Below are 26454 nucleotides of genomic sequence, written 5' to 3'. Positions count from 1 at the left end.
CAGTGACCGAGCAAGGGCACGCCGGCGACGGCGGCCGGGTCGTCCCCGCGTACCGGGCGAGCGCCACGATCGACGTGACCGGCGCGCGGGTGCACAACCTCCGCGACATCGACGTGTCGGTCCCGCTCCACCAGATGGTGGCCATGGCGGGGGTCTCCGGGTCGGGCAAGTCGTCCCTGGCGCTGGGGGTGCTCTACGCCGAGGGCTCCCGGCGCTACCTGGAGGCGTTGTCGACCTACACCCGGCGACGGCTCAGCCAGGCGGGCAGGGCTGACGTGGACAGCGTGGCGCACGTCCCCGCCGCGCTGGCGCTCCGGCAGCGACCTGCCGTCCCCGGGGTGCGGAGCACTTTCGGAACGTCGACCGAGCTGCTCAACAGCCTCCGTCTGGCCTACTCGCGGCTCGGGTCGCACCAGTGCCCGAACGGGCACCGGCTCGAGCCGACGGCCGACGTCGCGCTGGATCGGCCGTTGACCTGCCCCGTGTGCCAGGCCGTCTTCGGCCCGCCGAGCGCGGAGTCCTTCTCGTTCAACAGCGACGGCGCATGCCCTCGCTGCTCGGGCACGGGCGTCGTGCGTGAGGTGGACCTGGGCGCCCTGGTGCCCGACCCCGCGCGCAGCATCGCCGACGGGGCGGTGGCGCCGTGGCGGCTGTTCGGGCTGACCCTCGTCCCGCAGGTCGCGGGCGAGCTGGGGGTGCGCACCGACGTGCCCTTCGCCGACCTCACGGAGGCCGAGAGGCAGATCGTCTTCGACGGGCCTCCCGTCAGGCGCGAGGTCATGTACCCGTCCAAGAACGGCAAGGTGTTCAAGCTCAACGCCGAGTTCCGCAACGCGCGCCAAGCCGTCCAGGAGGCCCTCAAGGGAGCCACCACCCAGAAGGGCCTCGATCGCGTCGAGCAGTTCCTGAGCGTCCAGGTGTGCCCCGACTGCCACGGGTCCCGGCTGAGCGCGCGCGCCCGCTCGACGCTGGTCGACGGGATCGACCTCGCCGAGGCGACCTCGAAGACGCTCGACGAGCTCGTCGCCTGGGCTCCGCGCCTCGTGGAGACGGCGCCCAGGGCGCTGGCCCCGATGGCCGACGCGATCGTCAGCCAGATGCTCGAGACCACCGAGCGGCTCGTCGAGCTGGGCCTCGGCTACCTCGCCCTCGACCGCGCGAGCTCAACCCTGTCCACTGGTGAGCGTCAGCGGGTGCAGCTCTCCCGGGCGGTCCGCAACCAGACCACCGGTGTGCTGTACGTGCTCGACGAGCCGTCGGTCGGCCTGCACCCCTCCAACGTGGACGGCCTCCTCGGCGTGATGCGCAGCCTGCTCGACAACGGCAACTCCGTGGTGCTCGTCGACCATGACGTGCAGCTGCTGCGCCAAGCCGATCACCTCATCGAGCTGGGGCCCGGCTCGGGGAGGGAGGGCGGCGCGATCCTGGCCGCCGGAACCGTGGACGCCGTCGCCGAGAGTCCCGCGTCGCGGATCGGGCCGTTCCTCTCCGGTCGCGAGCGGGTCGGAGGCCGCCCTCGCGCGGCGGCCGGCGCAGTCTTCGACTTGGGGCGGATCCACCTCGAGACCGGGCCGATCCACACGGTCCGCCCTCTCGCGCTCGACCTCCCGCGGGGGCGCCTGTCCGTCGTCACGGGTGTGTCCGGCTCGGGCAAGACGACCCTCGTCTTGGAGAGCCTGGTTCCCGCGTTGCGGGCCGCTGCCAGCGGGGCGCCGCTGCCCGCCCACGTCCGCGCGGTGGATCCCGCGGGCATCGTCCGCGTCAACCTCGTCGACGCCACGCCGATCGGCGTGAACGTCCGATCCACGGTGGCCACCTACAGCGGGATCCTCGACGACCTGCGTCGCGCGTACGCCGCCGCCCCCGCCGCCCAGCGCCTGGGCCTGAAGGCCGGCGACTTCTCCTACAACACCGGCTCCCTGCGGTGCCCCACGTGCGAGGGGACCGGGCAGATCTCCCTCGACGTCCAGTTCCTGCCGGACGTCGACATCGTCTGCACGGCATGTGGCGGCAGCCGGTACGCCCCCGCGGCCGATCAGGTGCGCCGGGCCGTGGACGCGATGGAGCCCGACGGGGGACTGACGCTGCCCGAGCTCCTCGGCCTCACCGTGGTCGAGGCCCTCGGCCAGGTCGGCGGCCTGCGGAAGATCCGCGCCCGGCTCCAGACGCTTGTCGACCTGGGGCTCGGCTACCTCACGCTGGGCGAGGCGACGCCGAACCTGTCCGGCGGTGAGGCGCAGCGGCTGAAGCTCGGCTCCGACCTCGACCGCGACCAGGGTGACGCGGTCTTCGTGCTCGACGAGCCGACCATCGGCCTGCACCCGCTGGACGTCCGGGTCCTCCTCGAGGTGCTGCAGCGCCTCGTCGAGACCGGCGCGACGGTCGTGGTCATCGAGCACGACCTCGACGTGATCGCGAGCGCCGACCACGTGGTCGACCTCGGTCCTGGCGGCGGGGACGCGGGTGGGCGCATCGTCGCCACCGGGACCCCCGAGCAGGTCGCGGCCGATCCGCGCAGCGTCACCGGGAACTACCTGCGAGGCCTGCTCGACGCCAGCGCGTGACCGACGCCCAGCCCGTGATCGCAGCCCGCCCTTGGACACGGCCCTCGCCTCACGCCGGCGCCTACGCGGGCAGGGTGAGGATCTGGGCGCCGTCATCGGTGATGGCGATGGTGTGCTCGCTGTGCGCGGTGCGGCAGCCGGTGGCGCTGCGGAGCGTCCATCCGTCGGCGTCGGTGACGAGCTCTGCGGTGTCCGCCATGACCCAGGGCTCGAGGGCGAGCAGCAGGCCGGGGCGCAGCGTGTACCCGCGGCCGGGGCGTCCGGTGTTCGTGACGTGCGGATCCTGGTGCATCGTGGATCCGATGCCGTGCCCGCCGAACTCGGTGTTGACCGGGTAGCCGGCCTCGCTGAGCACCGTGCCGATGGCGTGGGAGATGTCGCCGACGCGGGCGCCTGGCCGGGCGGCGGCGATCCCGGCGGCCAGCGCGCGCTCAGTGGCGCGGATCATCGCGATGCTCTCCGGGGGTTGTGACGGGCCCACGACGAAGCTGATGGCGGAGTCGGCGGCGATCCCGTCGAGGGAGACCGCCAGGTCGAGGGTCAGCAGGTCGCCGTCGGCGAGCGTGTAGTCGTGGGGCAGCCCGTGGAGCACGGCGTCGTTGACGGACGTGCAGATGTAGTGGCCGAAGGGCCCGCGACCGAAGGACGGCTCGTAGTCGACGTAGCAGGACTGCGCGCCGGCGTCGAGGATCATGCGCTGGGCCCAGCGGTCGAGGTCGAGCAGGTTCGTGCCGACTGTGGCGCGGCTCCGGAGCGCCTGCAGGATGCCGCCGACGAGGGCGCCCGTCCGCTTCGCTCGGCCCAGCTCGGTGGAGTTCAGGATCTCGATCATGGGGCGCCTCTCGCAACGAGCCAATAACTATACCGGCCATACTATCCCGGGATTAGTATCGGCCCCATGGTCAGACTGCCCCTCACTCCGGCCGAGGTCGAGCGCGGACAGCGCCTCGGAGCCCTGCTGCGTCGCGCCCGGGGCGAGCGCTCGATGCTCGAGGTCGCGCTCGACGCGCGGGTGTCGCCGGAGACCCTGCGGAAGATCGAGTCGGGCCGCGTGGCGACGCCCGCCTTCCCGACCGTCGCAGCGCTCGCCCAGGTGCTCGGGCTGTCCCTCGACGCGGTGTGGGCTGAGATCAACCAGCCCGTGCCGGGCGCCGAGCCGGTCGGTGCTGGCCCCTTCGCGCGGCTGGCTGGTCGGCGGTCGGATGGCTAGGAGCTCGCCTCCGGGTGAAGCCCTTGCCGGATGGCTCCTCTCAACGCGCCCATATCGTTCCGTCGGCGATGCCCTTACGGAAGGATGCGGTGCTAGCCTTCCGTAAGAGCGCGAGATGGGGAAGCCTATGAGTCGAGAGCTCGTCACCCCTGGGTGGCCGCCACTCGGAGTCGAGCGTCGCGAGTGGACCTCGCGTATCGACCCCGGGCGACTCGACGTCTGGGAGCGCATCCGGATCGCGCGGCCCTACGAGGCGAGCGTTCCGGGGTTCATCGCGCCCCTCGAGGTGCGGCTGGAGCCCGAGACGGCCGCGATCGTGGCGTCGGCGAGCGCCGAGGTGGTGCGGTTCGACGCCGAGATGGTGGCCATGCCCGTCGCCATGCCCGCCATCCTGCTGCGCAGCGAGTCGGCGTCCAGCTCCCAGATCGAGCGGCTGACGTCCAACGCCCGCAACCTGGCCATCGCCGAGCTCGACTTGGGGTCGCGGCAGAACGCCGAGCTCGTCGTCGCCAATGTCCGCGCGATGCAGCGTGCCCTGGAGGTGGGGACCGGCATCACGCGGCAGTCGATCATCGAGACGCACCAGAGGCTGCTCGAGCATTCCGACCCCGGGATCGTCGGCGGGCTGCGGAGCGAGCAGGTGTGGGTGGGGGGCTCGGACGCGAGCCCGCATGGCGCCGAGTTCGTCCCACCGCACGCTGATCGGGTGCCGGCGCTCATCGACGATCTCGTCGGCTTCGCCGCGCGGGACGACATCCCGGTGCTCGCCCACGCGGCGCTCGTCCATGCGCAGTTCGAGACCATCCACCCGTTCCTCGACGGCAACGGCCGCACCGGCCGCGCGATCATGCACACCCTGCTGCGCGGGCGTGGTTTGACTCGGCACTCCACCGTGCCGGTCTCCTCAGGGCTGCTGCGTGACACGGCACGGTATTTCCAGGCGCTCACCGCCTACCGGGAGGGCCACCCCGACGCGATCGTCACGGAGACGGCGCGCGCGGCGTTCGCCGCCGTGTCGAACGGGCGGCAGCTCGCGTCCGAGATGGCCGTGATCCGTGAGACGGCCCGCGCGAGCCTCGTGGCCCGCGCCGACTCCGCCGCCTGGCCGCTGATCGACCTGCTGATGCGCCAACCGGTGGTCAACGCCGAACGCGTGGCCCGCGAGCTCGGCGTCACCACACGCACCGCCCGCAACGCCCTGGACCTCTTGGCAGGGGCGGGCGTCGTGACGCTGGCGAGCACCGCGAAGCGGGACCGCATCTGGCAGATCACCGCGGTCACGGACGCGATGGACGCCTTCGCGCGGCGGGCTGGCCGTCGGTCGAACGGATAGGGCGGCTTCGCCTCACGGATGGCGGCTGGCGCCGGTGAGCGCGCGGACGATGGGGCCCGCGACGTCAGGGTCGGCCACATAGTCCTCGACGGCGTGTGGGGAGGACGGGTTGTTGGTCCGCTCGTCGCGGATGGCCTCGTCCCCACCGGTGAACAGGGGGCCGAGCGGGTGGACCAGGGCGATGACGTCGCGCACGTCGTAGGCGTTGACCCAGGCCGGCGCGGTCGGCTCCCAGGGCTGGATCACCTCGGGCACGGGGCGGTGCTCGGTGCCGGCGCCCGGCCCGCTCAGATGGCGGCGCACCACACGCAGGCCCAGCGGTGATCCCGTGGAGGCGAACAGCCGGACCACCACGCCCGGCGGGAGGCTCTGGCAGGCGTCGTAGGCGACCACGCTGCCCAGGCTGTGGCCGATCACGACAAGGTCGGTGTGGCCGTCGTGCGCCGCGGCCTCCACCGACCTGTGGACCACGCCTTGCACCAAGGTGCGGATGCCGGGATCGGTCAGGTAGTAGGCCACATCCCGGTAGAACTGCTCGATGACCCATGCGGCCAGCCCGGTCTTCACGGCGAGGAACTGGAGAGCCGAGCGGGCGACCTGCAGCCGCAGGAAGTCGGACCACTCGACCTCCGGGTGGACGAGCTGCTCCGTGCGGCGGATCTCCTGGATCTCGGCCACCGCCGCGACACCGTCCGCGCCGGTCTGCGGCAGCCGGTCCTCGGCGCGGTACCCGGCGCCCTCGGCGGCGTCGATCAGCATGTGCTGGATCAGCGCGTCCACGTCCAGGCCGCTCGCCAGGTCCGGCGGAGGGCCGCCCGCCGCGTCGAGATCGGCCACGCGCGCTGCGAGGTCGTTCCCGTAGAACGGGAAGTGGACGGCGTCCACCGGTGGCGGGTCCTCGCCCGCGAGGACGGCGCCCTTCGCGAGCCCGGCCAGCCACAGGCGAGTCAGCGTGGCGACGTGCTTCTCGACGTCCTCCGGCGAGCGGCCCATGCCCAGGGGCATCTGCTGACCACGCCCGTGCACCAGGAGCAGAGCGGTCATGGCTGCCTCCGATCGTCGGCGATGCCGCGTCCGACGCGTCGCGCCGTCGCCCTTGCATCGTGGCACGGACCCGCGCGCGGGGCGCTCCCGGACCGGTGGAGATCCGCATGATCAGGCTTGAGAGCACGTGAGATGCAAGTGGGATGCGACTGGCATGGGTCGGTTGCGGCGTCGCGGGAGCCAGCGCAAGGTCGAGGTGTGGCGTCCCTGAACCCGGACGCCGACCGGCCCGGCGACGGAGGCCCACATGCCCCATGACGCTCATCCGCCCGACCCTTCTGACCCCGACGCCGCGGTACTGCCCGGCGACCTGCCGGCGGCCCTGCCCGGCGACCTGCTCGCGAGCCTGGGCGCGGGAACGGGCGACGTGGCCGATCGGGTGCTCGCCGCGCTGCTCGGCTCCCAGGAGCTGCATGCGCTGTACGCGGGCGATCGCCTCGGCTGGTACCGGTCGCTCGCCGAGCACGGCCCGTCCACCGCCCAGCAGCTCGCGGAGCGCACGGGCACAGACCCCCGGTACGCCCGCGAGTGGCTCGAGCACCAGGCCGCGGTCGGCTACCTGGCCGTCGTCACCGCGTCCGATGCCGATTCCGACGACGCCTCCGCGCGCCATTTCGCCCTGACGCCGGGGGCCCGGGAGGTGCTCACGGACGTGGCCTCCCTGGCCTACCTGGCGCCATTCGGACGGCTGGCGGCGGCCTCCTGGCGGGTCATCGACGAGACCGTCGAGGCCTACCGCACGGGCGCGGGCGTCAGCTGGGCCCGGCTGGGGTCCGACGCGCGCGAGGCGCAGGCAGCGCTCAACCGCCCGTTCTTCCTGCGCCAGCTCGCCCAGGTGGTCGTGCCGCAGGTCCCCGCGCTCGCGGCGCTGCTCGCCGACGGCGCCCGCGTGGCCGATATCGGGTGCGGCGAGGGCTGGTCGTCGATCGCGTTCGCGCTCGGGTTCCCGGGCGTGCGGGTGGACGGCATCGATCTGGACCAGCCGTCCATCGAGGCGGCCCACGGCCATGCGCGCGAGGCGGGCGTGGGGGACAGGGTGCGGTTCGTCGAGGCCGACGCCGCGGTGTACGCCGACGGTGGCCCCGGCCGCGCGGGCGCCTATGACGTCGTGACCGCCTTCGAGTGCGTGCACGACCTGCGCGACCCGGTGGGCGTGCTGCGCGGCATGCGGGCGCTCGCGGGCGCGGAGGGGTACGTGCTCGTCGTCGACGAGCGCACCGAGCCGGAGTTCAGTGCACCCGCCAGTGCCGCGGAACGGCTGTTCTACGGGTACTCGCTCACGGTGTGCCTGCCCGACGCGCTCGCCGAGGAGCCCAGCGCGGGCACCGGGACCGTGATGCGGCCCGACGTGCTGGCGGGGTACGCGCGCGCCGCGGGCTTCAGCGGCACCGAGGTGCTCGACGTGGACCACGACACCTTCCGGTTCTACCGGCTGGCGCCGTGACGCCTCGCGCGTGAAGCCCACAGGCGAGCTCAGGCCAGCGCGAGGCCGTCCACGAGCTCGGCGCCCGGCGCGGCGGCGAGCAGGGCGCCGGGCAGGGCCAGCTTCGAGCGGCGCAGGCCGCTGCCGATGATCACCAGGTCGCCAGCGGGGTCCGGGGCTGCGACCCGGGCGTCCACGAGCACCCTGTACCCGTCGGGCAGGCCGATCGGCGTGATGCCGCCGTACTCCATGCCGGACTCCTCGGTGGCGCGGTCCATCGGCAGGAAGGACGCCTTGCGGACGTCGAGCAACCGCTTCACCGCGTTGTTCACGTCGGCCCGGGTCGTGGCGCGCACGACGGCTGCGGCGATCCGCTCCTCGCCCTCGCGCCGGCCGGCCACGAGCACGCAGTTGACGGACGCGGAGAGCGGCAGGCCGTACGCCTCGGTCATCGCGGCGGTGTCGGCGAGATCGGGGTCGATCTCGGCGACGACCACGGACTCGGCGACGGACGGCGCCACGGCCGACCAGCCGCTGAGCGCGGCGAACGTGGTCTCGGCCAGCAGTTCGGGGTGGTCGAGGGCGCGCAGCCAGGTCAGGGTCCCGAGGGTCGTCACGGTCATGAGGGCGAGGCTAGCGAGGGGCCCGGCAGGCTGACGAGGGCGTCCGGCCCGCGTCACCGCGCGCTCAACGCCGCACGGTGCTCAGCGCTGCGCGGTGCCCATCAGGACCCCGCGGGCCAGGGTGTGCCGCACCGCCGCAATGGACACGGCGCCCGGCATCGCGCCCACCGTCACCCCGAGGCGCTCGACGTCCAGCGCGTGCACCGCGTAGTAGTACCGGTGCGGGCGGTCGCCATGTGGCGGGGCGGGGCCGTCGTACCCCGCGAGCCCGTGGTCGCCGCGCACATGGAAGGCCCCGGGCGGCAGCCTGCTGCCGTCGGGAGCCCCGGCGCCGCGCGACAGCGACGTCACGGTGACGGGCACGTCGACCAGCACCCAGTGCCAGAATCCGGAGGCGCCCGGGGCGTCGGGGTCGAAGACGTTGACCAGGAACGAGCGGGTCTGGGCGGGGAAGCCGGACCAGGCGAGCTGCGGTGAGGCGTCGCCGCCCGGAGGCGCCTGCACCGCGTCCGGCAGCGGCTCCCCGTGGCGGACGTCCTCGCTCGTCACCTCGAATGACGCGACGTGCGGGAGCATCGCATACGGCTCAGGGGCCAACGGGCGGGTCAGTGAGACGGCCATGAAGACCTCCGCGCGGGTCGGGGTCGGCTCGGCTCCCCGGCCGACCCCTCCATCATGCGCGGGGGTGTGGCCCGGCGCCTGTGGGGAGCCGGTCGCCCTGGCCGCGGCGCACATGCGAGCGAGCGTGCTCGATCGCGTCGTCCAGGTCGGTGAACAGGTGGTGGTGGTGCTGCAGCTCGGCGAGCACCCCGACGGACTCCACGACGCGCCGGTGCTCGGGGCGCAGGCCCTTGAGCAGCACCACGATGCCCCGGCGTTGCAGGTCGGCGACCACCTCGGCGAGGGCGTTCGCCCCGCTCGTGTCCAGGACGTTGATCGAGGAGAGCCGCAGCACGACGACACGCACGTCGGCCACCTGCGCCAGCTCGTCGAGGAACCTGCGCACGTCGGCGAAGAACAGCGCGCCGTCGATGCGGTACAGCGCGATGTGCTCGTTCAGCAGCGCGTGCTCGTCGGCCACGCCCACGGCCTCGACGTCGGAGGCGGGGATCTCCTCGCGGTGCAGGCCGCTGGCCCGGGCCACCGCGCGCAGGGCGAGCACCGCGGCGACGGCGATCCCGATCTCCACGGCCATCACCAGGTCGAAGACGACCGTCGCGCCGAGGGTGAGCAGGAAGACCAGGGCGCCCGAGCGGCCCGAGCGGCAGATGGAGCGGGCCGTCGGCAGGTCGATCATCCGGGCCGCCGTGACCAGCAGGACGCCCGCGAGCGCCGACAGCGGGATCCGCGCGACCCACGGGGCGGCCGCGTAGACGATCGCCGCGAGCACTGCGGCGTGCAGCAGCGCGGACATCCGGGTGCGGGCGCCGGCGCGCACATTGACCGCGGTGCGGGCGATGGCGCCCGTGGCGGGCATGCCGCCGAAGAGGCCGGAGGCGACGTTCGCCAGGCCCTGGCCCACGAGCTCGCGGTTGGGCTGGGTGCGGGGGATGTCGTCGGCCATCCCGTCGGCCACCCGTGCGGACAGGAGCGACTCGAGGGCGGCGAGCGCGGCGACGGCCAGTGCGGCTGAGAACAGCGCGGAGGTGGTCTCGACGCTTGCCATCGGCACGGAGGGGGCGGGCAGGGAGGAGGGGAGGGCGCCGATGCGGTCCACGCCGAGGCCCGTGAGCTCGACCAGCAGTGTCGCGGCGACCACTGCCACGAGGGAGGCGGGCAGTGCCCGGTTGACGCGGGGCAGCAGGGTCATGATCGCGATGACGAGCGCCACGATGCCGAGGGCGGGCAGCGCAGCGAGCCAGTCGACGTGCCCCAGGGTGCGCAGCGCGACGAGGGCGGCGTTCTCCCCGCCGGCCTTGGGGGTGTCCAGGGCGAGCGGGACCTGCTGCAGGGCGATCACCACCCCGATGCCGAGCGTGAACCCCTCGACCACCGGCCAGGGGATATAGGCCACGAGCCGCCCGAGGCCCACCAGGCCGCCCAGGATGACCAGCCCGCCGGCCATGATCGAGACCACCGCGACGGACTCGGGGCCGTAGCGGGCCACGATGGGGATGAGCACGACGGTCATCGCGCCGGTGGGCCCGGAGACCTGGAGCTGGGAGCCGCCGAAGATGGCCGCGACGGCCCCGGCGACGACGGCGGTGACGAGGCCGGCGGTGGCGCCCAGGCCGGAGGTGACCCCGAATCCGAGGGCGAGCGGCAGCGCGACGATGGCGACGGTGAGGCCGGCGACGGCGTCCGCGCGCCAGGAGCCGCGCAGTCCGGCGTAGTCGGCGCGGCGGGGCAGGGTGCGGCGTGCGAGCAGGGACGCGGTGGCGCGCCAGTCGACCCGCTCCAGGAGGCCCGGGACGCTCACGAGCGGTCCTCGTCGCGCTCGAGGCCGGCGAGGGCGGTCCGCGCGTCGGCGAGTGTGTCGAGCAGCACGGTGCGGGCGGCGGCGAGCATCTGGGCCACCGCGGGGTGGGCGAGCGTGTAGTGCACGGCGTTGCCCTCGCGGCGGGCGGTGGCCACCCCGGCGCGGCGTAGGACGGCCAGGTGCTGGGACAGGTGGGAGGCCTCGATCCCGATCTCGGCGAGCAGCTCGCTGACCGGCCGGGGGCGCTCGGCGAGCAGCTCCAGCGTGCGGATGCGCACCGGGTGGGCGAGGGCCTTGAACAGCTCGGCCTTGAACTCGTGGACGGGCCGGTCGGCGCCCGGCGGGGGAAGCGGCACAACTCTCCGATCAACACGACTTGATGGATTCATCAATCCATTGAGTGATCGTACGCCGTCCGTGGTCGCTCGATTGACAGGCGTCGGGTGTCAGCGTGTACTGGCATGATCGAACAAGTGTTCGAGATGCGGTCGAGGTCGACAGGGAGGGACGGGTCGTGGAGACGGCGGTGCTGACCCGGGAGGAGCGTGCGGCACGTGCCCGCGCGGCGCTGGCCCACGCCGAGCGGCGGACCGGGGCGCGTCCCCTCGTGCTGCCCGGCGGGGGCGCCGCGCCGCCCCCCGCGGGGCCCGCCCCGAGTGGCGTGATCGCGGCGGACGCCATGCCCGCCGAGCCCTCCGGCATGGCGGAGGTCGGGGAGGCCCTCGACCTCCCCGGGGCCCCGGTCGAGGCGCCCCAGCCCTCGCTGCTCCTGAGCGAGCGGCCCTCGTTGCCCGTCCCCGACGAGCTCGCGCCCCTGCTGCCCGACGGGCTACGCCGGGGCAGCGCCATGGCCGTCACCGGCTCCACCTCGCTGCTGCTCACCCTGCTCGCCCACGCGTGCGCCGAGGGCGCCTGGGCGGCCGTCGTCGGGCAGCCGGGCGTGGGCCTGCTCGCCGCGGCCCAGGCAGGGGTGGCCCTGGAGCGGCTCGCCCTGGTGCCCCGTCCCGGCCTCGACGCGCCGAGCGTGGTGGCGGCCCTGGTCGACGGGCTCGACGTCGTGCTCGTCGGGCCCGGCGCGGTGCTCACCGACGGCGACCGGCGACGACTCGCGGCCCGCGCCCGCGACCGGGGGGCCGTGCTGCTCTCGAGTGTGGCGTGGCCGGGGGCGAACACCGTCCTGACCGCCGCCAGCGAGCGGTGGAGCGGCGCCGAGGACGGCGCCGGGAGGCTGCGCGCGCATGAGCTGCGGGTCACCCGCAGCGGACGCGGAGGCGCCGGCGTCCCGCGGAGCGTCGGCCTGACGCTTCCGCTCGGCAGGTCGACGGGCGGCGCCCCGCCGGTCTCGGACTCTGGCCGGGGACGTGTGAGCACGCCCGCGCCGCTGCGGTTGGTCGGATGAGCACGCGCACCACGGTCGTGTGGGTGCCGGACTGGCCGGTCGTGGCCGCCGTGCGCGGCGACGAGGTGGCCCCGCATCTGCCCGCGGCCGTCCACGACGGGCGGCGCCTCGTCGCCGTCTCCACCCTCGCGCGCGCCCAGGGCGTGCGCCGGGGGATGCGCCGACGGCAGGCGCAGGGCTGCTGCCCCGAGCTCGTGCTGCTCGCCGCCGACGAGGGGCGTGACGTGCGGCTCTTCGAGCCCGTCGCCACCGCGGTCGAGACAGTCGTCGCGGGCATCGAGGTGGCCCGCGCCGGCCTGCTGCTGCTGCCGGCCGGGGGAGCGAGTCGCTACCACGGCTCGGAGGAGGCGCTCGCGGAGCGGATCGTGACGGCCGTCGCCCAGCGCACCGGACACGAGGCCCACGTCGGGACGGCCGATGGGCTGCTCGCCGCGATCCTCGCCGCCCGCGAGGACGCGACGGTGCCACCCGGCGCCTCGCGCGACTACCTGGCCCCGCGGGGCATGAGCGAGCTGGCCCACGCCGCCGTCCAGGACGGCCTCGACGCCCGGGTGGGCGAGCTCGTGGACCTGCTCGGCCGGCTGGGGCTGCGCGTCCTCGGCGACCTCGCCGGCCTGCCCGACGGGGACGTGCAGGCCCGGTTCGGGAGGCTCGGCGCCTGGGCGCAGCTGCTCGCGCGCGGCCACGACGCCCGGCCCCCGGCCCGCCGCCGCCCGGAGACGGACCTCGAGGTGTCCTGCGAGCTCGACCCGCCGGCCCACCGGGTCGACATCGCCACCTTCATGGGCAGGCGGCTCGCCGAGGAGCTCCACGCGCTGCTCATGGAGCACTCGGTCACCTGCGGGCGCCTCCAGGTCGCCGCCCGCACCGACGAGGGCGAGGACCTGGTCCGGGTGTGGCGCACCGACACGGGCGGGCTCGGCGGCCTCACCGCCGCGCGCATCACCGACCGGATCCGCTGGCAGCTCGAGGGGTGGCTCACCGCGGGCGCGCTGACCCGGGCTCCCGAGGATCCCGAGGACTCCCACCCGGTGTCCCTGGTGCGGCTGGCCCTCACCGCGCAAGACGTCGCCCCGGCGGGCGCCGAGCAGGGCCGGCTGTGGGGCGGGGCCTCCGGCGGCGACCTGCGGGCCCATCGGGCCCTCGACCGGGTGCAGGGGCTCATCGGCGGCGACGGGGTGCTCACCGCGGCGCTGCAGGGTGGGCGGGACGTGCGCGACCAGGTGAGCGTGCGGCCCTGGGGTGACCAGACGGCGCCGCCGAGGCCCGCCGACCGGCCGTGGCCCGGGCGGCTCCCCGAGCCGGCTCCCGCCACGGTGCTGGTCGAGCCTGAGCCGGTGGAGGTGCGCACCGCCGCCGGGGAGCCGGTGCGCCTCGACGACCGGTTCGCGATGAGCGGCGCCCCCGCGACCGTTCGGGATGCCCGGGGCGGTGGGAGGGGGCGGGCCGTCGTGGGCTGGGCTGGCCCGTGGCCCCTGGTCGAGCGGTGGTGGGCGCCGGGGGCCCGGCGCCGGGCCCACCTGCAGGTCAGCCTCGCCGACGGCGGCGCGCTGCTGCTCTCCTGGCAGGGGAGCTGGATGTGCGAGGGCGCCTACGACTGAGCCGTGGCGAGCGCCTCATCCTGCCCGTGGCCTGGCAGTGTGGGCATCGAGTGACGTGACGAGGAGGTCATCGCTGTGCTGCCCCACCTGACCGACCAGGGAAACGCCCTGGGAACGAGCCCCCGGCCGGACCCGGCCATGTCGCATCGGATCGCCGACGTCACCGTGACGGTGCGCGACGCCCAGGGGCAGCCGCTGGCGGACGCGCCGGTGGTGGTCGCCCAGGCCGCGCACCGCTTCCTGTTCGGCTGCATCGGGTTCGACCTGATCGACCTCGCGAACAGCGACGGCGAGGGATCCGAGGCGGACCTGCGGTTGGCCGACCAGTGGCTCGGGCTCTTCAACGCCGCCACGCTGCCGTTCTACTGGGGGCAGTTCGAGCCCGTGCGGGGCCGACCCGACACCGCACGGCTGCTCCGCGCGGCCCGCTGGTTCGCCGATCGGGGATGTGTCGTCAAGGGCCACCCGCTGGCCTGGCACTCCGAATGCGCCGACTGGCTGCTCGACCTGCCTTCCGCCGAGGTCGCGGACGTGTTGGACGCCCGCATCCGGCGCGACGTCGCCGACTTCGCCGGGGTGGTCGACACCTGGGACGCGATCAACGAAGTCGTCATCATGCCGGTGTTCGACAAGGTCCCCAACGCGCTGACCCGGCTGTGCCGCGAGCGCGGGCGCATCCCGACCATCCGGCTCGCCGTCGACGCCGCCCGCCAGACGAACCCCGCGGCGACCCTGCTGCTCAACGACTTCGACATGTCCACGGCCTTCGAGTGCCTCATCGAGGGCTGCCTCGAGGCGGGCATCGAGATCGACGCCATCGGGCTGCAGAGCCACATGCACCAGGGGGCCTGGGGCGAGGACCGCACCCTGGAGGTGCTCGACAGGTTCTCCCGCTACGGCCTGCCGCTGCACCTGACCGAGACGACCCTCCTGTCCGGCGAGCTCATGCCCGCCCACCTCGAGGACCTCAACGACCACCAGGTCGACGAGTGGCCGTCCACTCCGGAGGGCGAGGAGCGCCAGGCGCGCGAGGTGGCGAGCTACTACCGGACGCTGCTGTCGCACCCGTCGGTGGAGGCTGCCACCTACTGGGGGCTGAGCGACGCGGGGATGTGGCTGGGGGCGCCCGGCGGCCTGGTGCGGGCCGACGGCACGCCGAAGCCGGCGTATGACGCCCTGCACGGGCTCGTGAAGGGGGAGTGGTGGCATGAGCCGCGCACTCTGGCCACCGATGCCCATGGACGTGTGAGTGTGCGGGGATTCCTCGGCGACTACAGCATCACCGCAGGCCAGGGCAGTGCGACGGTCACTCTCGACCGGGCGGGGGTCGCTGACGCGGAGGTCCGGCTGGGCTGACCCGCGGGTCGCCGCAGGGTCGGGGGCAGGGTCGGGCGCGCGGGCGCGCGCAGGGCTGAGGCGAACGCTCGGCGGGCGTCGCCTGGGGGTTTGACGTCCCGGCATCCGGCAGCGTGTACTGGTGTGATCGAACAGGTGTTCGATGGCGCGCCTCGGGCGCGCCGAGCAGCCAGTGGACGGGAGGCTCGTCGTGCCGCGGACGACGGACGGCCGGTACGCCGAGCTGCACGCCCACTCGGCGTTCAGCTTCCTCGACGGGGCGAGCCAGCCTGAGGAGCTCGCCGCCGAGGCTGTGCGGCTCGGCCTGGACGCCCTCGCGCTCACCGACCACGACGGCCTCTACGGCGTGGTGCGCTTCGCCCAGGCCGCGCGCGCCGTCGGGCTGCCCACCGTGTTCGGCTCCGAGCTGCACCTGCCCGTCTCCGGCGGTGGATGGGGCGCGCAGCGCGTCAGCGGCCCCGACGTGCTCGACGCGCCCACCGGCGTCCCCGACCCCCGCGCCACCCACCTGCTCGTGCTGGCCCGCGGGCCTGACGGCTACCGCGCGCTGTCGAGGGCCATCGCCACGGGACACCTGGCCGCCGGGGCCAAGGGCGCCGCGCAGCACACCTGGGAGGGGCTCGCCGAGCAGGCCGCCGGGCAGTGGCTCATCCTCACCGGTTGCCGCAAGGGCTCCGTGCGCCAGGCGCTCGCCAGCGGAGGCGGCGGCGCGGCGGGCGAGGTGACGCCGGAGGGGTTCCTCGCCGCCCGCGCCGAGCTCGACCGGCTCGTCGGGCTGTTCGGCCACGAGAACGTCGCCGTCGAGGTCACCGACCACGGCGACCACAGCGACGCCGAGCGCAACGACGCCCTCGCGGCGCTCGCGGCCGCCGCCGGCCTGCCGCTCGTCGCCACCGGCAACGTCCACTACGCCACACCTCGGGACGCCGACCTCGCGGCGGCGCTCGCGGCCGTGCGCGCCCGATCCTCGCTCGACGACCTCGACGGGTGGCTGCCCGGCGCTCCCACCGCCCACCTGCGCTCGGCGGCGGAGATGCTGGCCCTGCACCGGCGCCCCCCGCAGGCCGTGGCCACCGCCGCGCGCCTGGCCGCCGAGTGCGCGTTTGACCTCGCGCTGGTCGCCCCTCAACTGCCGCCCTACCCCGTGCCGCCCGGCCACACGGAGGCGAGCTGGCTGCGCGAGCTGGTGCGCCGCGGCGCCCTGGAGCTGTACGGGCCGCCGGAGGCCGAGCGGGTGCCCGGGGCGTACGCGCAGCTCGAGCACGAGCTGCGCGTCATCGAGGACCTGGGCTTCCCGGGGTACTTCCTGGTCGTCTACGACCTGGTCGACTTCTGCCGCCGCAACGGCATCATGGCGCAGGGCCGCGGCTCGGCCGCCAACTCCGCGGTCTGCTACGTGCTGCGGGTCACGGCGGTGGACGCGGTGGCCCACGGGCTGCTGTTCGAGCGCTTCCTGGCGCCCGAGCGGGACGGCCCGCCGGACATCGACGTGGACATCGAGTCGGGCCGCCGCGAGGAGGTCATCCAGTACGTCTACGCCACGCATGGGCGCACGCACGCCGCGCAGGTCGCGAACGTCATCACCTACCGGCCGCGCTCGGCGGTGCGCGACGCGGCGCGCGCGCTCGGCTACGACGCCGGGCAGCAGGACGCGTGGAGCAAGTCCATTGAGCGCTGGGGCAGCCTGCGCGGCGCCGACCCGGTGACGCCCGACGGCCGCGACGCCGCGCCCGCGCGTGACGCGCCGCCCGCCCGGACCGGTCGGGGCCGCGACCCGCATGACGCGGTGTGGGGGACGACGTTCGAGCCCTCCGCCGACCGGCACGACGTGGTCCCGCGCACCCGCCCCCCGGCGGCGTCCGAGCTCGACGAGATCCCCGAGCAGGTGATCGACCTGGCGGAGCGGTTCCTGCGCCTGCCCCGCCACCTGGGCATCCACTCGGGCGGCATGGTGATGTGCGACAGGCCCGTCATCGAAGTCTGCCCGGTGGAGTGGGCCCGGATGCCGGGGCGCACCGTGCTGCAGTGGGACAAGGAGGACTGCGCCGACGCGGGGCTGGTGAAGTTCGACCTGCTGGGCCTGGGCATGCTCACCGCCCTGCGGATCGCGTTCGACCTGGTGCGCGAGCACGAGGGCGTCGAGCTCGACCTGCACGCCCTGCCGTACGAGGACCCGCTCGTGTACGACCTGCTCAGCGCCGCCGACACGGTGGGCGTGTTCCAGGTGGAGTCGCGCGCCCAGATGGGCACGTTGCCGCGCCTGCAGCCGCGCCGGTTCTACGACATCGTCGTGGAGGTCGCGCTCATCCGCCCCGGGCCCATCCAGGGCGGCTCGGTGCACCCGTACATCAACCGGTACCACGGCCGGGAGAAGGTCACCTACCTGCACCCCAAGCTCGAGAAGTCGCTCGCGAAGACCCTCGGGGTGCCGCTCTTCCAGGAGCAGCTCATGCAGATGGCCATCGACGTCGCGGACTTCACCCCCGCCGAGGCCGACCAGCTGCGCCGGGCGATGGGCTCCAAGCGGTCCACCGAGCGGATGGAGGCCCTGCACGCCCGCCTGCTCGCCGGGATGGCCGCGAACGGCATCGACCGGGAGACCGGCGAGCAGATCTTCGACAAGCTCAAGGCCTTCGCCGACTTCGGGTTCCCCGAGTCCCACGCGTACTCGTTCGCGTTCCTCGTGTACGCCAGCGCCTGGCTCAAGGTGCACCACCCGGCCGCGTTCTACGCCGGGCTGCTGGCCGCGCAGCCGATGGGCTTCTACTCCCCGCAGTCCCTTGTCGCCGACGCCCGTCGTCACGGCCTGCAGGTGCTGCGCCCGTGCGTGCAGGCCTCGGGCGTGCAGGCACAGGTGGAGCGGCTGGGCCCGACGCCACCGGGCGGTGAGCCGCGCCTCGTGCCGACGCCCTCGGGGACGGCCCCGGTGGACGAGCACGCGACAGCCGAGAACGGCCGGGCGCTCGCGGTGCGGATGGGGCTCGCCTCGGTGCGGGGCGTGGGGGAGGACGTCGCCGAGCGCGTGGTCGCCGAGCGCGCCGCGCATGGGCCGTACGCGGACCTGCGCGATCTGGCCCGCCGGGTGAGCCTGACCACCGCGCAGCTCGAGGCGCTCGCCACCGGCGGCGCCCTGGGCGCGTTGGGGGCCACCCGACGGGAGGCGCTGTGGGCGGCTGGAGCCCTCGCCCTGGAGGGGCCCGACACGCTGCCCGGCGTCGCGGTGGGCGTCAGCGCCCCGACGCTGCCCGGCATGACGGACGTCGAGCTGGCGGTGGCCGACGTGTGGGCCACCGGCGTCTCGGTGGACTCCTACCCCACGCAGCATGTGCGCGAGGGCCTCGACGCCGCGGGTGTGCTGCGCGTCGAGCAGGCCTACCGCCACGAGGCCGGCAGGCGCGTCGCGGTGGCGGGGGTCGTGACGCACCGGCAGCGTCCGGGGACAGCCGGCGGGGTCACGTTCCTGTCGCTCGAGGACGAGACGGGCCTGCTCAACGTGGTCTGCTCGCCGGGGCTCTGGCAGAAGTTCCGTAAGGCGGCCCGCACGTCGGCCGCGCTGGTGGTGCGCGGCCGGCTGGAACGGGCCGACGGCGCCACGAACCTCATCGCCGAGCACCTGGCCCCGCTGTCGCTGCGGGTGCGGACCACGTCGCGCGACTTCCGTTGACAGGCAGCCACACCCGAGCCGGACCCGGTGGCTACGCTGCCTAGATGCCCCTCTTCGGCTCGCTGGTCGCGTACCTCCCCACCCCGCGCACCGTCACGGAGGAGGTCGCCGAGGGTGTGCTCGCCCAGCTCGTCGACCGGGCTGTGGCCGGCGGCGCCAGCGGTGTCGCGGTGCTCGGCAGCACGGGCGGCTTCGCGTACCTGGACCGGGCCCAGCGGCGGCGGGTGTGCGAGGCGGCCGTGGAGGCCGCGGCCGGGCGCGTCCCGGTGCTGGTCGGCGTCGGCGCCCTGACCACCCGCGACGTCCTCGACCTTGCGCGCGACGCCGAGCAGGCGGGGGCCGACGCGCTGCTCGTGCCGACGATGGCGTACCTGCCGCTCACCGACGACGAGGTGCATGAGCTGTACCGGTGTGTGACCCAGGTGGTCGGCATCCCGGTGTGGGCGTACCACAACCCCGTCGCCACCCGGTACGACTTCAGCGTCGAGCAGCTGCGGCGCGTGACCCGGCTGCCCGGCGTCCAGGGCGTCAAGGACCGCGGGACCAGCCCGGATGCGGTGCGCGGCCGGGCCCGGGAGCTGCATCACAAGCTCCCCGCCGACGTCGAGATCGGCTTCAGCGGCGACGGCCTGGGCGTGCACGGCCTGCTCGGCGGCGCCCGCACCTGGCACTCCGGGCTCGCGGGCGTGCTGCCGGCCCGCTACGCCGAGGTCGCCGACATGGCCGCCGCCGGACACGCCGAGCGCGCCCTCGCCCTGATGGCTGGGCTCCAGCCGCTCGCCGACCTTGCCGCGACCGGCGGCGCGCGCGTCGTGCACGCCGTGGGAGAGGCGCTCGGCGTGGCGGTGGGCCCGCTGCCGGCCCCGCTGCGGCGACCCGGGCCGGGCGTGCTCCGAGAGATCGACCGGGCGCTCGCGGGCCTCCACGACCCCGCCTAGCGGTCGAGAGGCCCTACGCCTCGTCTGCCTCAGCGCTCTTCGTCAAGCTCAGCGCTCTTCGTCAACTTCAGTGCCCTCGTAGGCCTCATACGGCTCGCGCACGTCCCCGGGCTCCAGCTCCGGCTCGGGCTCCCGTAGCCGGGAGAACACCGTCCACGCGACCGCCACCAGCGGCACCGCGATGACCGCGCCCAGGATGCCGGCCGTCAACGTGCCGCCCAGCACCACCACGGCGATGACGACGGGGTGCAGCGCGACTTGCTTGCCCATCACCAGCGGCTGCAGCACATGCCCCTCGAACTGGCCGATCAGCGCGATCCCGATGCCGACGATCGCCGCCTGCACCGGCCCGTTCGCCGCCAGCGCCACGATCATCGCGATGACCATCGCCGCGGGGGCGCCCACGAGCGGGATGAACGCGCCGATCAGCACCAGCACCGCCAGGGGCGCCGCAAGTGGCACCCCGATGATCGACAGCAGGATGAACGCCAGCAGGCCGTCGGAGAACGCGATGATCAGGATGCCGCGCGTGTAGCCGGAGAACGTGTACCACCCGGCGGCGCCCGCGATGCTCCACGACCTCCGCGCGCTCAGGGGGAGCTGCGCCAGGAACCACTCCCACATCGACCGCCCGCTGGTGAGGAAGAACACCGCGCAGAACGTCGCCAGCGCGAGCGCCGTCAGGACCTCCACCACGCTGCCCGCGCCCGCTGCGGCCTCGGAGGCGAGCTCGCTGGCGTGCTCCTCCACCCACGTGCGGCCGTTCTCGATCCACTGGTTGATCTGGTCGGTGGTGATCCGGAACGGCGAGCCGTCCTCGAGGAAGTCGATGATGTCCTGGATGCCGCTGGCGAATTGGTCGGACAGCTTGGACCACTGGCCCGCGACCGACACCCCCACGTACGTGAGCATTCCCAGCAGGATCAGCACCCCGCCCAGCAGTGCGAGGGCCGTGGCCAGCGGACGCGGCATCACCCGGGCGAACAGCTCCACCGCCGGTCGCAGCACCGCCGTGAACACCAGGGCCAGGAACAGGGAGATGAACAGCAGCTGCACGCGGGACGTGGCGTAGAAGACCAGGGCGATGGCCGCCGTCACCACCAGGAGGCGCCAGGAGACCCCGGCCAGGTTCATCAGCCAGCGCGGGGCCGTGGGCTCCGGGATGGCGACGGGGGAGGCGCGGCGGGAGCCCGCGAGGCGCCGCGTCGAGGACGTCACGCCCACAGGGTGCCGGGGCGAGGCCGAGGCCCGTTCGCCCGATGCGCCCTGATCCGCCATCAGCCCTCCTCCGATGTGGCGGGGATCACTCCGAGATCGGGTGATCTAGCCCCGTACGCTGCGGTGATGCTGTCCCAGGACAGTCTGCCCCGCAGCCGCGATTCATGCTCGACCGGCTCGCCATGCTATGTTTCTGCCGCACCTGAGGGAGCCCGCGAGGGGTTCTGACGGTCCACCTGTCCGGGTGGCGGAATGGCAGACGCGCTAGCTTGAGGTGCTAGTGCCCGAAAGGGCGTGGGGGTTCAAGTCCCCCTCCGGACACAACATTGTGGCCCCCTGACCTGGGAAAACACCGGGTCAGGGGGTCCTCTTCTTTGCCCATGTCACAACACGCGTCACAACCGGCCGGCTCTGCTCGGCGTCCACCGCATGGCCGAAGCCAACGTCCCAAGTGCCGGTGATCTCATCTGGATAGGTGCTGACGGGTCTGGCTGTGAGGCCGTGGGCTGCCACCCGCTCGAGCCCATGGCGTTGTCCCAGAGCGTGTCGAACATGTAGGTCACGTGAGGCCCTTGCGTCGCCTCGTCCGAGGCCGCAGCGAACACGTCGGGGTGGTCGTACGAGTTCACGGTCAGATAGCGCAAACCCGGTAGATCGACGTCAAGCGCGGGTGAAGCGGGGTGATCCAACGTGCACGGCGTGGTCAGGGCGGGCGCACGCGGTTCTGGACGCACGAACGCCCCCGGGTCCATACCGGAGGCGCCGTACCTGCTGTCTCAACAGTCTTAAGCGGGATCAGCAGACCCCGCGAACAGGAACAGTCTACGACGCGATCGGGGGAGCGATCCTGCTCGAGCAAGAGCGGCTGTTCGCTCGTGGGGATCGGTGCCACGGTGTGACATGTCACAACGGCGGGGGAAGAATCGGACAGTTGTGCGCGCATAACTACGTCAGAAATCGGGGCAACGCGGGCGCCAAACGCGAATGTGCAGGTCAGAGTCACCCATTTGGAGGGTTCTGCAGCGGTGCCGTCAGTCTGCCGCCCCTGCGGCCTTGGAACGCTGCTCTTGGGACCACACCTTGTACTCGATCTCCCGTTCGCGCTGCTGGGCGAGGCCGTGGGCGGTGAGTTCCATCCGGTACGGGATCTCCAACACTCGGCATAGGTGCTTCATCGCGGTCCGCGCAGTGTGCCGCTTGTCTATACGGCTCCACGCGCTCGTAGCCAAGACCCCCATGTCGAGCATGTTGCTCACCCCCCCGAGAGTCTCGTCCTCGGCCACTTCAGGCCGACCCAGCAACGCGATCCCCGCCGGTGCGTCCTCGTCGAGGTGAGCGCCCTCGAGGTACCGATCGACTACTGCTGTGCTGGCGTGGCTGGTACTCGAGGCGACGCGGTAGAGCGCGTAGTAGGCATTGGCACCGGCGAGCTCATCGCATCGGGCAGCGAACTTCTCACCGGCTGGTGTCTGAGTGCGCAACAGACCGTCGAGTTCCGCGGCCACCCGTTGCTGCGCCGTCGGGTCATCGAACTTCGCGCCAACCTTGACGAACTCCTCGATCGCGTTCCGCTGCTGCCGGGTCTGTTCCCGAATCAGGGAGAGCACCTCTGGGTAGCCGCTGCGTTCGAGCCAGACCGCTGTGATCGCACACTCGATGGCCTGGCGCACTAGGGGGATCGCAGCCTGGTCCAGGCCATGTTCGTCGAGAACGAGTGCGGCCTCAGCGAGGTGGTACACCTGCGCGGTCAGCCCATAGACCGTCAACCCGATGAGCATGTGATCGCGTCGGCCCATCCCGATGGAGCCCGTCGTCGTCGCCGAGTTCCAGTCAGCGATGAGTGACCGCAGAGCGCTCTGAAGCTCGATGTCCGCCATGACCTCACGGTAGGGCGAGTAATCGCTGGCAGGGTGGATTGACCTACCACCCTCCGCGCCGCACCGCCACGGCGCCCTGCCCGCGAGCGCCGCGAACCCGTGCGCTTCCGCCCGCGCGGGTCCCCACGGCAGCCGTGCGGCCACCGCTCGCGATACGCCCGATGGGCGCGCGCTGCTGCAGGGCGTGTGTGTGCGCCGCGCCGCGCACGCCCCATCCGCGAGGCTCTGGCCGGAGAAGTGCTAGTGGTAACCAGACGCGGATCGGCGCGGAACCGGACGTCAACGCGCACTCGCGGAACTGGTCACGTCAGAGCGAGCAGGGCAGAAGCCTGATCTAGACGTCGAGTTCTGGAGTGGTGGCGCTCGAACTTCCCCGCGGCAGCGAGCGGTGGGCGCGGACCTGGTCTGCGATGAAGTGCACGAGCTGATCGCTGTCGTTGACGAGCGCTTCGATGATCGCGGGCGGGGCGTCCGGGTTGAGCGTGACGAGAACAGCAAGATCGACGCTGCGGTCAGCGAGCTCGATGAGGGTCGCCGGCGAGGTCGCGCTGTTGAACGCGACTGCTCGTCGCACCTCGATGTCGGCGTCCTGAGAGAGAGATGCGAGAGCCTCCGGTGGCGTGTTCGAGTTCGCGGCGACGGCTCGACGGACCAAGGCACTGCGGCGTTCGCCGGCTAGGAAGACGAGTATGTCGGGCGGGGTCCGTGGGTCGCGCGCCACCTGTACCCGCACCTGCGCGAGCGCGTTCGCGGCTCTCTCCTCCAGGTCTGCTCTGCTGGGAGCAGCGTCCCGCCAGCGCTTGTCCCACTCGGTCTTGGCGCGGGCCCTGTCCTCGGCGCTCGTGACAAGGTTCTTGAATGCGGCAGACCTCACGGCCCCATGCTGGTCGAGGAGCATCTCAGCGAGCCGGGCACCGTCAAGTCCCGGGTTGCCCGCGGCACTCTCGCGAACGTCCGCCTCCTCATCGCGGCTCAGAGTCTGGAGCCGATCGAGGTCAAGGGTCCGGCTTCTGCCCGCTGCCGCGCGGACCTGTGGCTCAGGGTCTCCCGCGAGGGCTGCAAGCGTTCCGGGCGGCGTGCGGGGGTTCTCGGCGACCTCCCGGCGGACGGACGCGTCGACGCTTCGGGCGAGGCGCACCAGCGTTCGGGGCGCGGTGCGGCTATCGCCAGCGGCGATCTGGCGCAGGTTCGGGTGGGCTAGACGGTTGCTGGCGAGCTTGTCGAGCGCCTGCTCGACCAGGCCCTCGGGCTGCGCGAGGTCGTTGCGCTGGCGAGTCGCAGCGAGGACACCGAGAAGCGTCTCATCGGTCGTCGACAGCAGCAGCGGTCGTGCGATGCGGCTGGCGAGATCGGGCGGTGTGCTCGGGTTCGCGAGCACACCAAGGCGGACGGACATCTCGGCATCCAGTGCCAGGCGTGCCAGGACCTGCGTGGGAACCTCGGGGTTCCGTGATAGCGAGGCGCGCACCCCGACATCGCGGTCTTCGATGAGCGCCCCCGCGACGGCTGCGGGGATTAGTGTCGAAGCCGCGAGTTGCACGCGACTCTCGGTGGATCGCATCGAGCGCAACCGAGGCAGGAGCGCATCGAGGTTGGCAGCCGGGAGCGAGGGGTTCCCGGCCAGGGCGACCAGAACACGCGGCACTTTGGTGCCCATGAGCTCGCGGAGTGCCGTGACCGGCGTGGACGGGTGCGCGGCCACGAGTTCCAGCATCTCCGTGTCGAGCTCACCGGGGCTGCGGAGGCCCGCTCCTCGTGGCTGATCGTCGCCGGCCTTCCGGAAGTGGGTGCGCTCTGCCCGGTCAGACGCGAGTCTCGCGAGCAGATCGCCGAGGCTGTCGTCCGGTGCGTCCGCGGTGCGGCGTAGCGCTGACCAACGGATCTCGGGGTCGAGATCGGACAGCAACCGATTGCGCACCCCGGCGTCCGCGACAGACAGGTCGGCGGCCACGGCGCGTCGCATCCATGCGGGGCGCCCCTGGCGCAGGAGGTCCTCTTTGACCTCGTGCGGTAGACCAGACTTCAGCCAACAAGGGATGTCGAGCTCCCGCCCGGTTATCGCCGCCCAGCGATGGCTAGCGGCAGGCAGGGGGAGCCACGGTCCCGGACCGGTTGGTGTGCCGCCGCGAGTGGCAGCGAGAAACGCAGTGAACCATGCGGCGTCCACCGACAAGTCGTCGCGGCCGTGTCCAGCCAGCGATGCGCCGGGGCGCACGCCGCCGGGGGCCATACGAGCCTGCTCGATCGCTGGCGCGTCGGGCGCCGACCGCGGGCGCCGACCGGATTCCAGCGCTCTCGGGCTGGTTCTCGGTGTGCGCGGGTTCGCGTGAGCTGCCCTCCGCACCATGAGGCTGGTGTCGCGTGATAGCACCTCGAGCAGGTCTGGCGGTGCCTGCGGGTTCCGTGCCGCCCCCTCCCGGACTCTGGCATAACGGTCACGCGCGAGGTCTCTCACGGTCAGCTCCGGAGTCGCAGCGTTGCGCGCGACACGGAATCGGAGGTCGATGTCCTCGCACAGTGCCAGGGCCGAGAGCATCTCTCGCGGGGTGTTCGCGTTGTCGGCGAGGAGCTGGTGCTTTCGGCGCTGGGTCACCGGCTCCCTAACGGCCAACCGCCTTCCATCTGCGGCAATCTGGAACTCAACGCGCAGCATCGGCAACAACTCTTCGGGGTCGCCACCGAGGAGAAGGTGAAGTGGCCACGACTTCGTCATACCTTGCCGGGGAAGCCAGACAGCCACGCTGCGGATTCCGAGCGCGTCATCGAGGTCGAGCATCACGTAGCCGAGCAGCTGGCGAAGGAAGCCACGCAGTGCTGGGTAGGAGAGCTTCCCGTACGCCTTGGAGTCGAACAGAGTTCTACCAACCATCCAGTCGCCGTCAGCGCCTCCGACAAGCGCAGAACCAGCGAAGACCGGATTAGGTTCGAACCTCTCGCCCTGAGCGATCTGCCCGCGCCACTGGTTGATCTGGGTCTCGTTGGCTTCCATGAGCGAGCGGAGGTCGCCGAGCGAGCGCGCGCCCACCCGCAGCGCGAATGCGTGCCCGTCATCGACGCGGTCCAGGTCGTCTCCGAGTGAGCCGCCCAGCGCCGCGTGACCGCCTCGGTAGGCCTGTTCGCAGTAGGCCAGCAGAAGCGCAGCACGGTCAAGCTCGATCTCTTCCGAAGCGCTCTCAATTATCCCGTTCGCGACTTCGAACGCTTCGGTCAGTACCCGCACCCGGTGCGTGCCGTTCTTGATCTGGCTTTCATGACCGGCAACTCGGGCAACGCCCAAAGCCGCGACGGAGTGATGAGGACTGAAGTCACTAAGAGCGATGCGGGTGCGAAAGTCGATGGCGGTGCCGACGAGTGCCGCCACGGCTCCAGGCGGCGGAGGAACTACTGACCTGCTCAGCACGAGCGTCTGGAGGCCGAGCGCCCGCACCATCGCCTGCGTCGCCTTCGAGGTGCCTGGCACGCCGGTGAAGATCGGTGAGAGCCCATCGACGAACGCGCGAACCGGGGAATGCGAGTCGCTCAGGTGGTCGGTGAGGCTCATCGACTCACGCGCCGAACCGAGACGACGCGAAGGAAGCTCGGCGGGTAATCAGATCGGCCATGCGCTAGAAACTACCGCCCCGGACTCCGCGTGAAGCACACTGCACCCTGCACGTGGGGTGGGGCCATGCGCTGCTTCGCCTTGTCCGAGGCCGCAATCTTCGATGCATGCCCTGTCGCAAGAGGCTCCCTGAGGCCCACTGCAGGTCCCCGCCGGGCGTGCTGGCCGTCGCCACGCACCGTAT

Annotated in this window: 18 protein-coding genes and 1 tRNA gene; 10 read left to right on the top strand and 9 right to left on the bottom strand. The window is 72.8% G+C overall.

The features are described from left to right. Positions 1–2 precede the first annotated feature (2 nt). On the top strand, positions 3–2564 hold the full coding sequence (locus BN3788_RS18150) for an excinuclease ABC subunit UvrA (RefSeq protein WP_234346719.1): 2562 nt from the start codon (positions 3–5) through the stop codon (positions 2562–2564). Positions 2565–2625: 61 nt separating this feature from the next. Here the strand turns inward: BN3788_RS18150 and map are convergent, their stop codons facing one another. Further along, the gene (map, locus tag BN3788_RS18145) at positions 2626–3396 is read right to left on the bottom strand and encodes a type I methionyl aminopeptidase (protein ID WP_066589248.1); all 771 of its coding nucleotides are present in this window, start codon (positions 3394–3396) and stop codon (positions 2626–2628) included. A gap of 66 nt (positions 3397–3462) precedes the next feature. On the opposite strand from map, the gene BN3788_RS18140 reads away from it, so the two are divergent. Further along, positions 3463–3774, top strand: a complete 312-nt coding sequence (locus BN3788_RS18140) for a helix-turn-helix domain-containing protein (protein WP_066589245.1) — start codon at positions 3463–3465, stop codon at positions 3772–3774. A 127-nt stretch (positions 3775–3901) separates the two neighbouring features. Further along, positions 3902–5107, top strand: coding sequence for a Fic family protein (locus BN3788_RS18135; RefSeq protein WP_234346718.1), 1206 nt, complete (start codon positions 3902–3904; stop codon positions 5105–5107). Between the two features lie 12 nt (positions 5108–5119). Here BN3788_RS18135 and BN3788_RS18130 read toward each other — a convergent pair whose 3' ends face one another. Continuing rightward, positions 5120–6151 (bottom strand): hypothetical protein, encoded by a 1032-nt coding sequence (locus tag BN3788_RS18130; RefSeq protein ID WP_066589240.1) that lies wholly within the window; start codon positions 6149–6151, stop codon positions 5120–5122. 247 nt (positions 6152–6398) lie between these two features. Here BN3788_RS18130 and BN3788_RS18125 point away from each other — a divergent pair, with 247 nt between their 5' ends. Next, entirely contained in the window at positions 6399–7595 is a 1197-nt protein-coding gene (locus BN3788_RS18125; RefSeq protein ID WP_082813044.1) for a class I SAM-dependent methyltransferase, read from the top strand. A 29-nt stretch (positions 7596–7624) separates the two neighbouring features. On the opposite strand, the gene BN3788_RS18120 is transcribed toward BN3788_RS18125, so the two are convergent. The 4 genes from BN3788_RS18120 to BN3788_RS18105 form a co-directional block, all read right to left on the bottom strand. Further along, positions 7625–8197: a YbaK/EbsC family protein gene (locus BN3788_RS18120; protein WP_066589238.1), complete on the bottom strand. Its 573-nt coding sequence runs from the start codon at positions 8195–8197 to the stop codon at positions 7625–7627. An 81-nt stretch (positions 8198–8278) separates the two neighbouring features. Next, entirely contained in the window at positions 8279–8818 is a 540-nt protein-coding gene (locus BN3788_RS18115) for a YbhB/YbcL family Raf kinase inhibitor-like protein (RefSeq protein ID WP_066589744.1), read from the bottom strand. A 52-nt stretch (positions 8819–8870) separates the two neighbouring features. After that, the gene (locus BN3788_RS18110) at positions 8871–10616 is read right to left on the bottom strand and encodes a SulP family inorganic anion transporter (protein ID WP_234346717.1); all 1746 of its coding nucleotides are present in this window, start codon (positions 10614–10616) and stop codon (positions 8871–8873) included. Then, the gene (locus tag BN3788_RS18105; RefSeq protein ID WP_066589235.1) at positions 10613–10972 is read right to left on the bottom strand and encodes an ArsR/SmtB family transcription factor; all 360 of its coding nucleotides are present in this window, start codon (positions 10970–10972) and stop codon (positions 10613–10615) included. Before BN3788_RS18105 ends, BN3788_RS18110 begins: the two co-directional genes overlap by 4 nt. Positions 10973–11130: 158 nt before the next feature. Here BN3788_RS18105 and BN3788_RS18100 point away from each other — a divergent pair, with 158 nt between their 5' ends. From BN3788_RS18100 to BN3788_RS18080, 5 genes are all read left to right on the top strand, one after another. Continuing rightward, positions 11131–12015, top strand: a complete 885-nt coding sequence (locus BN3788_RS18100; protein WP_066589232.1) for a hypothetical protein — start codon at positions 11131–11133, stop codon at positions 12013–12015. Next, positions 12012–13616 (top strand): DNA polymerase Y family protein, encoded by a 1605-nt coding sequence (locus BN3788_RS18095; RefSeq protein ID WP_066589229.1) that lies wholly within the window; start codon positions 12012–12014, stop codon positions 13614–13616. The genes BN3788_RS18100 and BN3788_RS18095 overlap by 4 nt, the downstream gene beginning before the upstream one ends. Positions 13617–13754: 138 nt before the next feature. Next, the gene (locus BN3788_RS18090; protein ID WP_066589225.1) at positions 13755–14972 is read left to right on the top strand and encodes an endo-1,4-beta-xylanase; all 1218 of its coding nucleotides are present in this window, start codon (positions 13755–13757) and stop codon (positions 14970–14972) included. 142 nt (positions 14973–15114) lie between these two features. Then, on the top strand, positions 15115–18636 hold the full coding sequence (dnaE, locus tag BN3788_RS18085; protein ID WP_082813043.1) for a DNA polymerase III subunit alpha: 3522 nt from the start codon (positions 15115–15117) through the stop codon (positions 18634–18636). 44 nt (positions 18637–18680) lie between these two features. Then, positions 18681–19574 (top strand): dihydrodipicolinate synthase family protein, encoded by an 894-nt coding sequence (locus BN3788_RS18080; protein ID WP_066589222.1) that lies wholly within the window; start codon positions 18681–18683, stop codon positions 19572–19574. A 48-nt stretch (positions 19575–19622) separates the two neighbouring features. Here the strand turns inward: BN3788_RS18080 and BN3788_RS18075 are convergent, their stop codons facing one another. Beyond that, entirely contained in the window at positions 19623–20792 is a 1170-nt protein-coding gene (locus BN3788_RS18075; protein ID WP_234346716.1) for an AI-2E family transporter, read from the bottom strand. A 238-nt stretch (positions 20793–21030) separates the two neighbouring features. On the opposite strand from BN3788_RS18075, the gene BN3788_RS18070 reads away from it, so the two are divergent. Beyond that, positions 21031–21113: transfer RNA gene (locus tag BN3788_RS18070), tRNA-Leu, on the top strand. 710 nt (positions 21114–21823) lie between these two features. Here the strand turns inward: BN3788_RS18070 and BN3788_RS18065 are convergent. After that, a complete protein-coding gene (locus BN3788_RS18065) occupies positions 21824–22669 on the bottom strand; it encodes a DUF5677 domain-containing protein (RefSeq protein WP_066589216.1) in 846 nt (281 codons plus the stop codon). A gap of 334 nt (positions 22670–23003) precedes the next feature. Beyond that, positions 23004–26210, bottom strand: coding sequence for a hypothetical protein (locus BN3788_RS18060; RefSeq protein WP_066589214.1), 3207 nt, complete (start codon positions 26208–26210; stop codon positions 23004–23006). Between the last annotated feature and the right edge of the window lie 244 nt (positions 26211–26454).

The sequence above is a fragment of the Cellulomonas timonensis genome, from assembly GCF_900046455.1.
GTDB lineage: Bacteria > Actinomycetota > Actinomycetes > Actinomycetales > Cellulomonadaceae > Cellulomonas_A > Cellulomonas_A timonensis.
The sequence above is the reverse complement of the archived record's forward strand: the minus strand, read 5'-3'. Positions and strand labels throughout refer to the sequence as shown.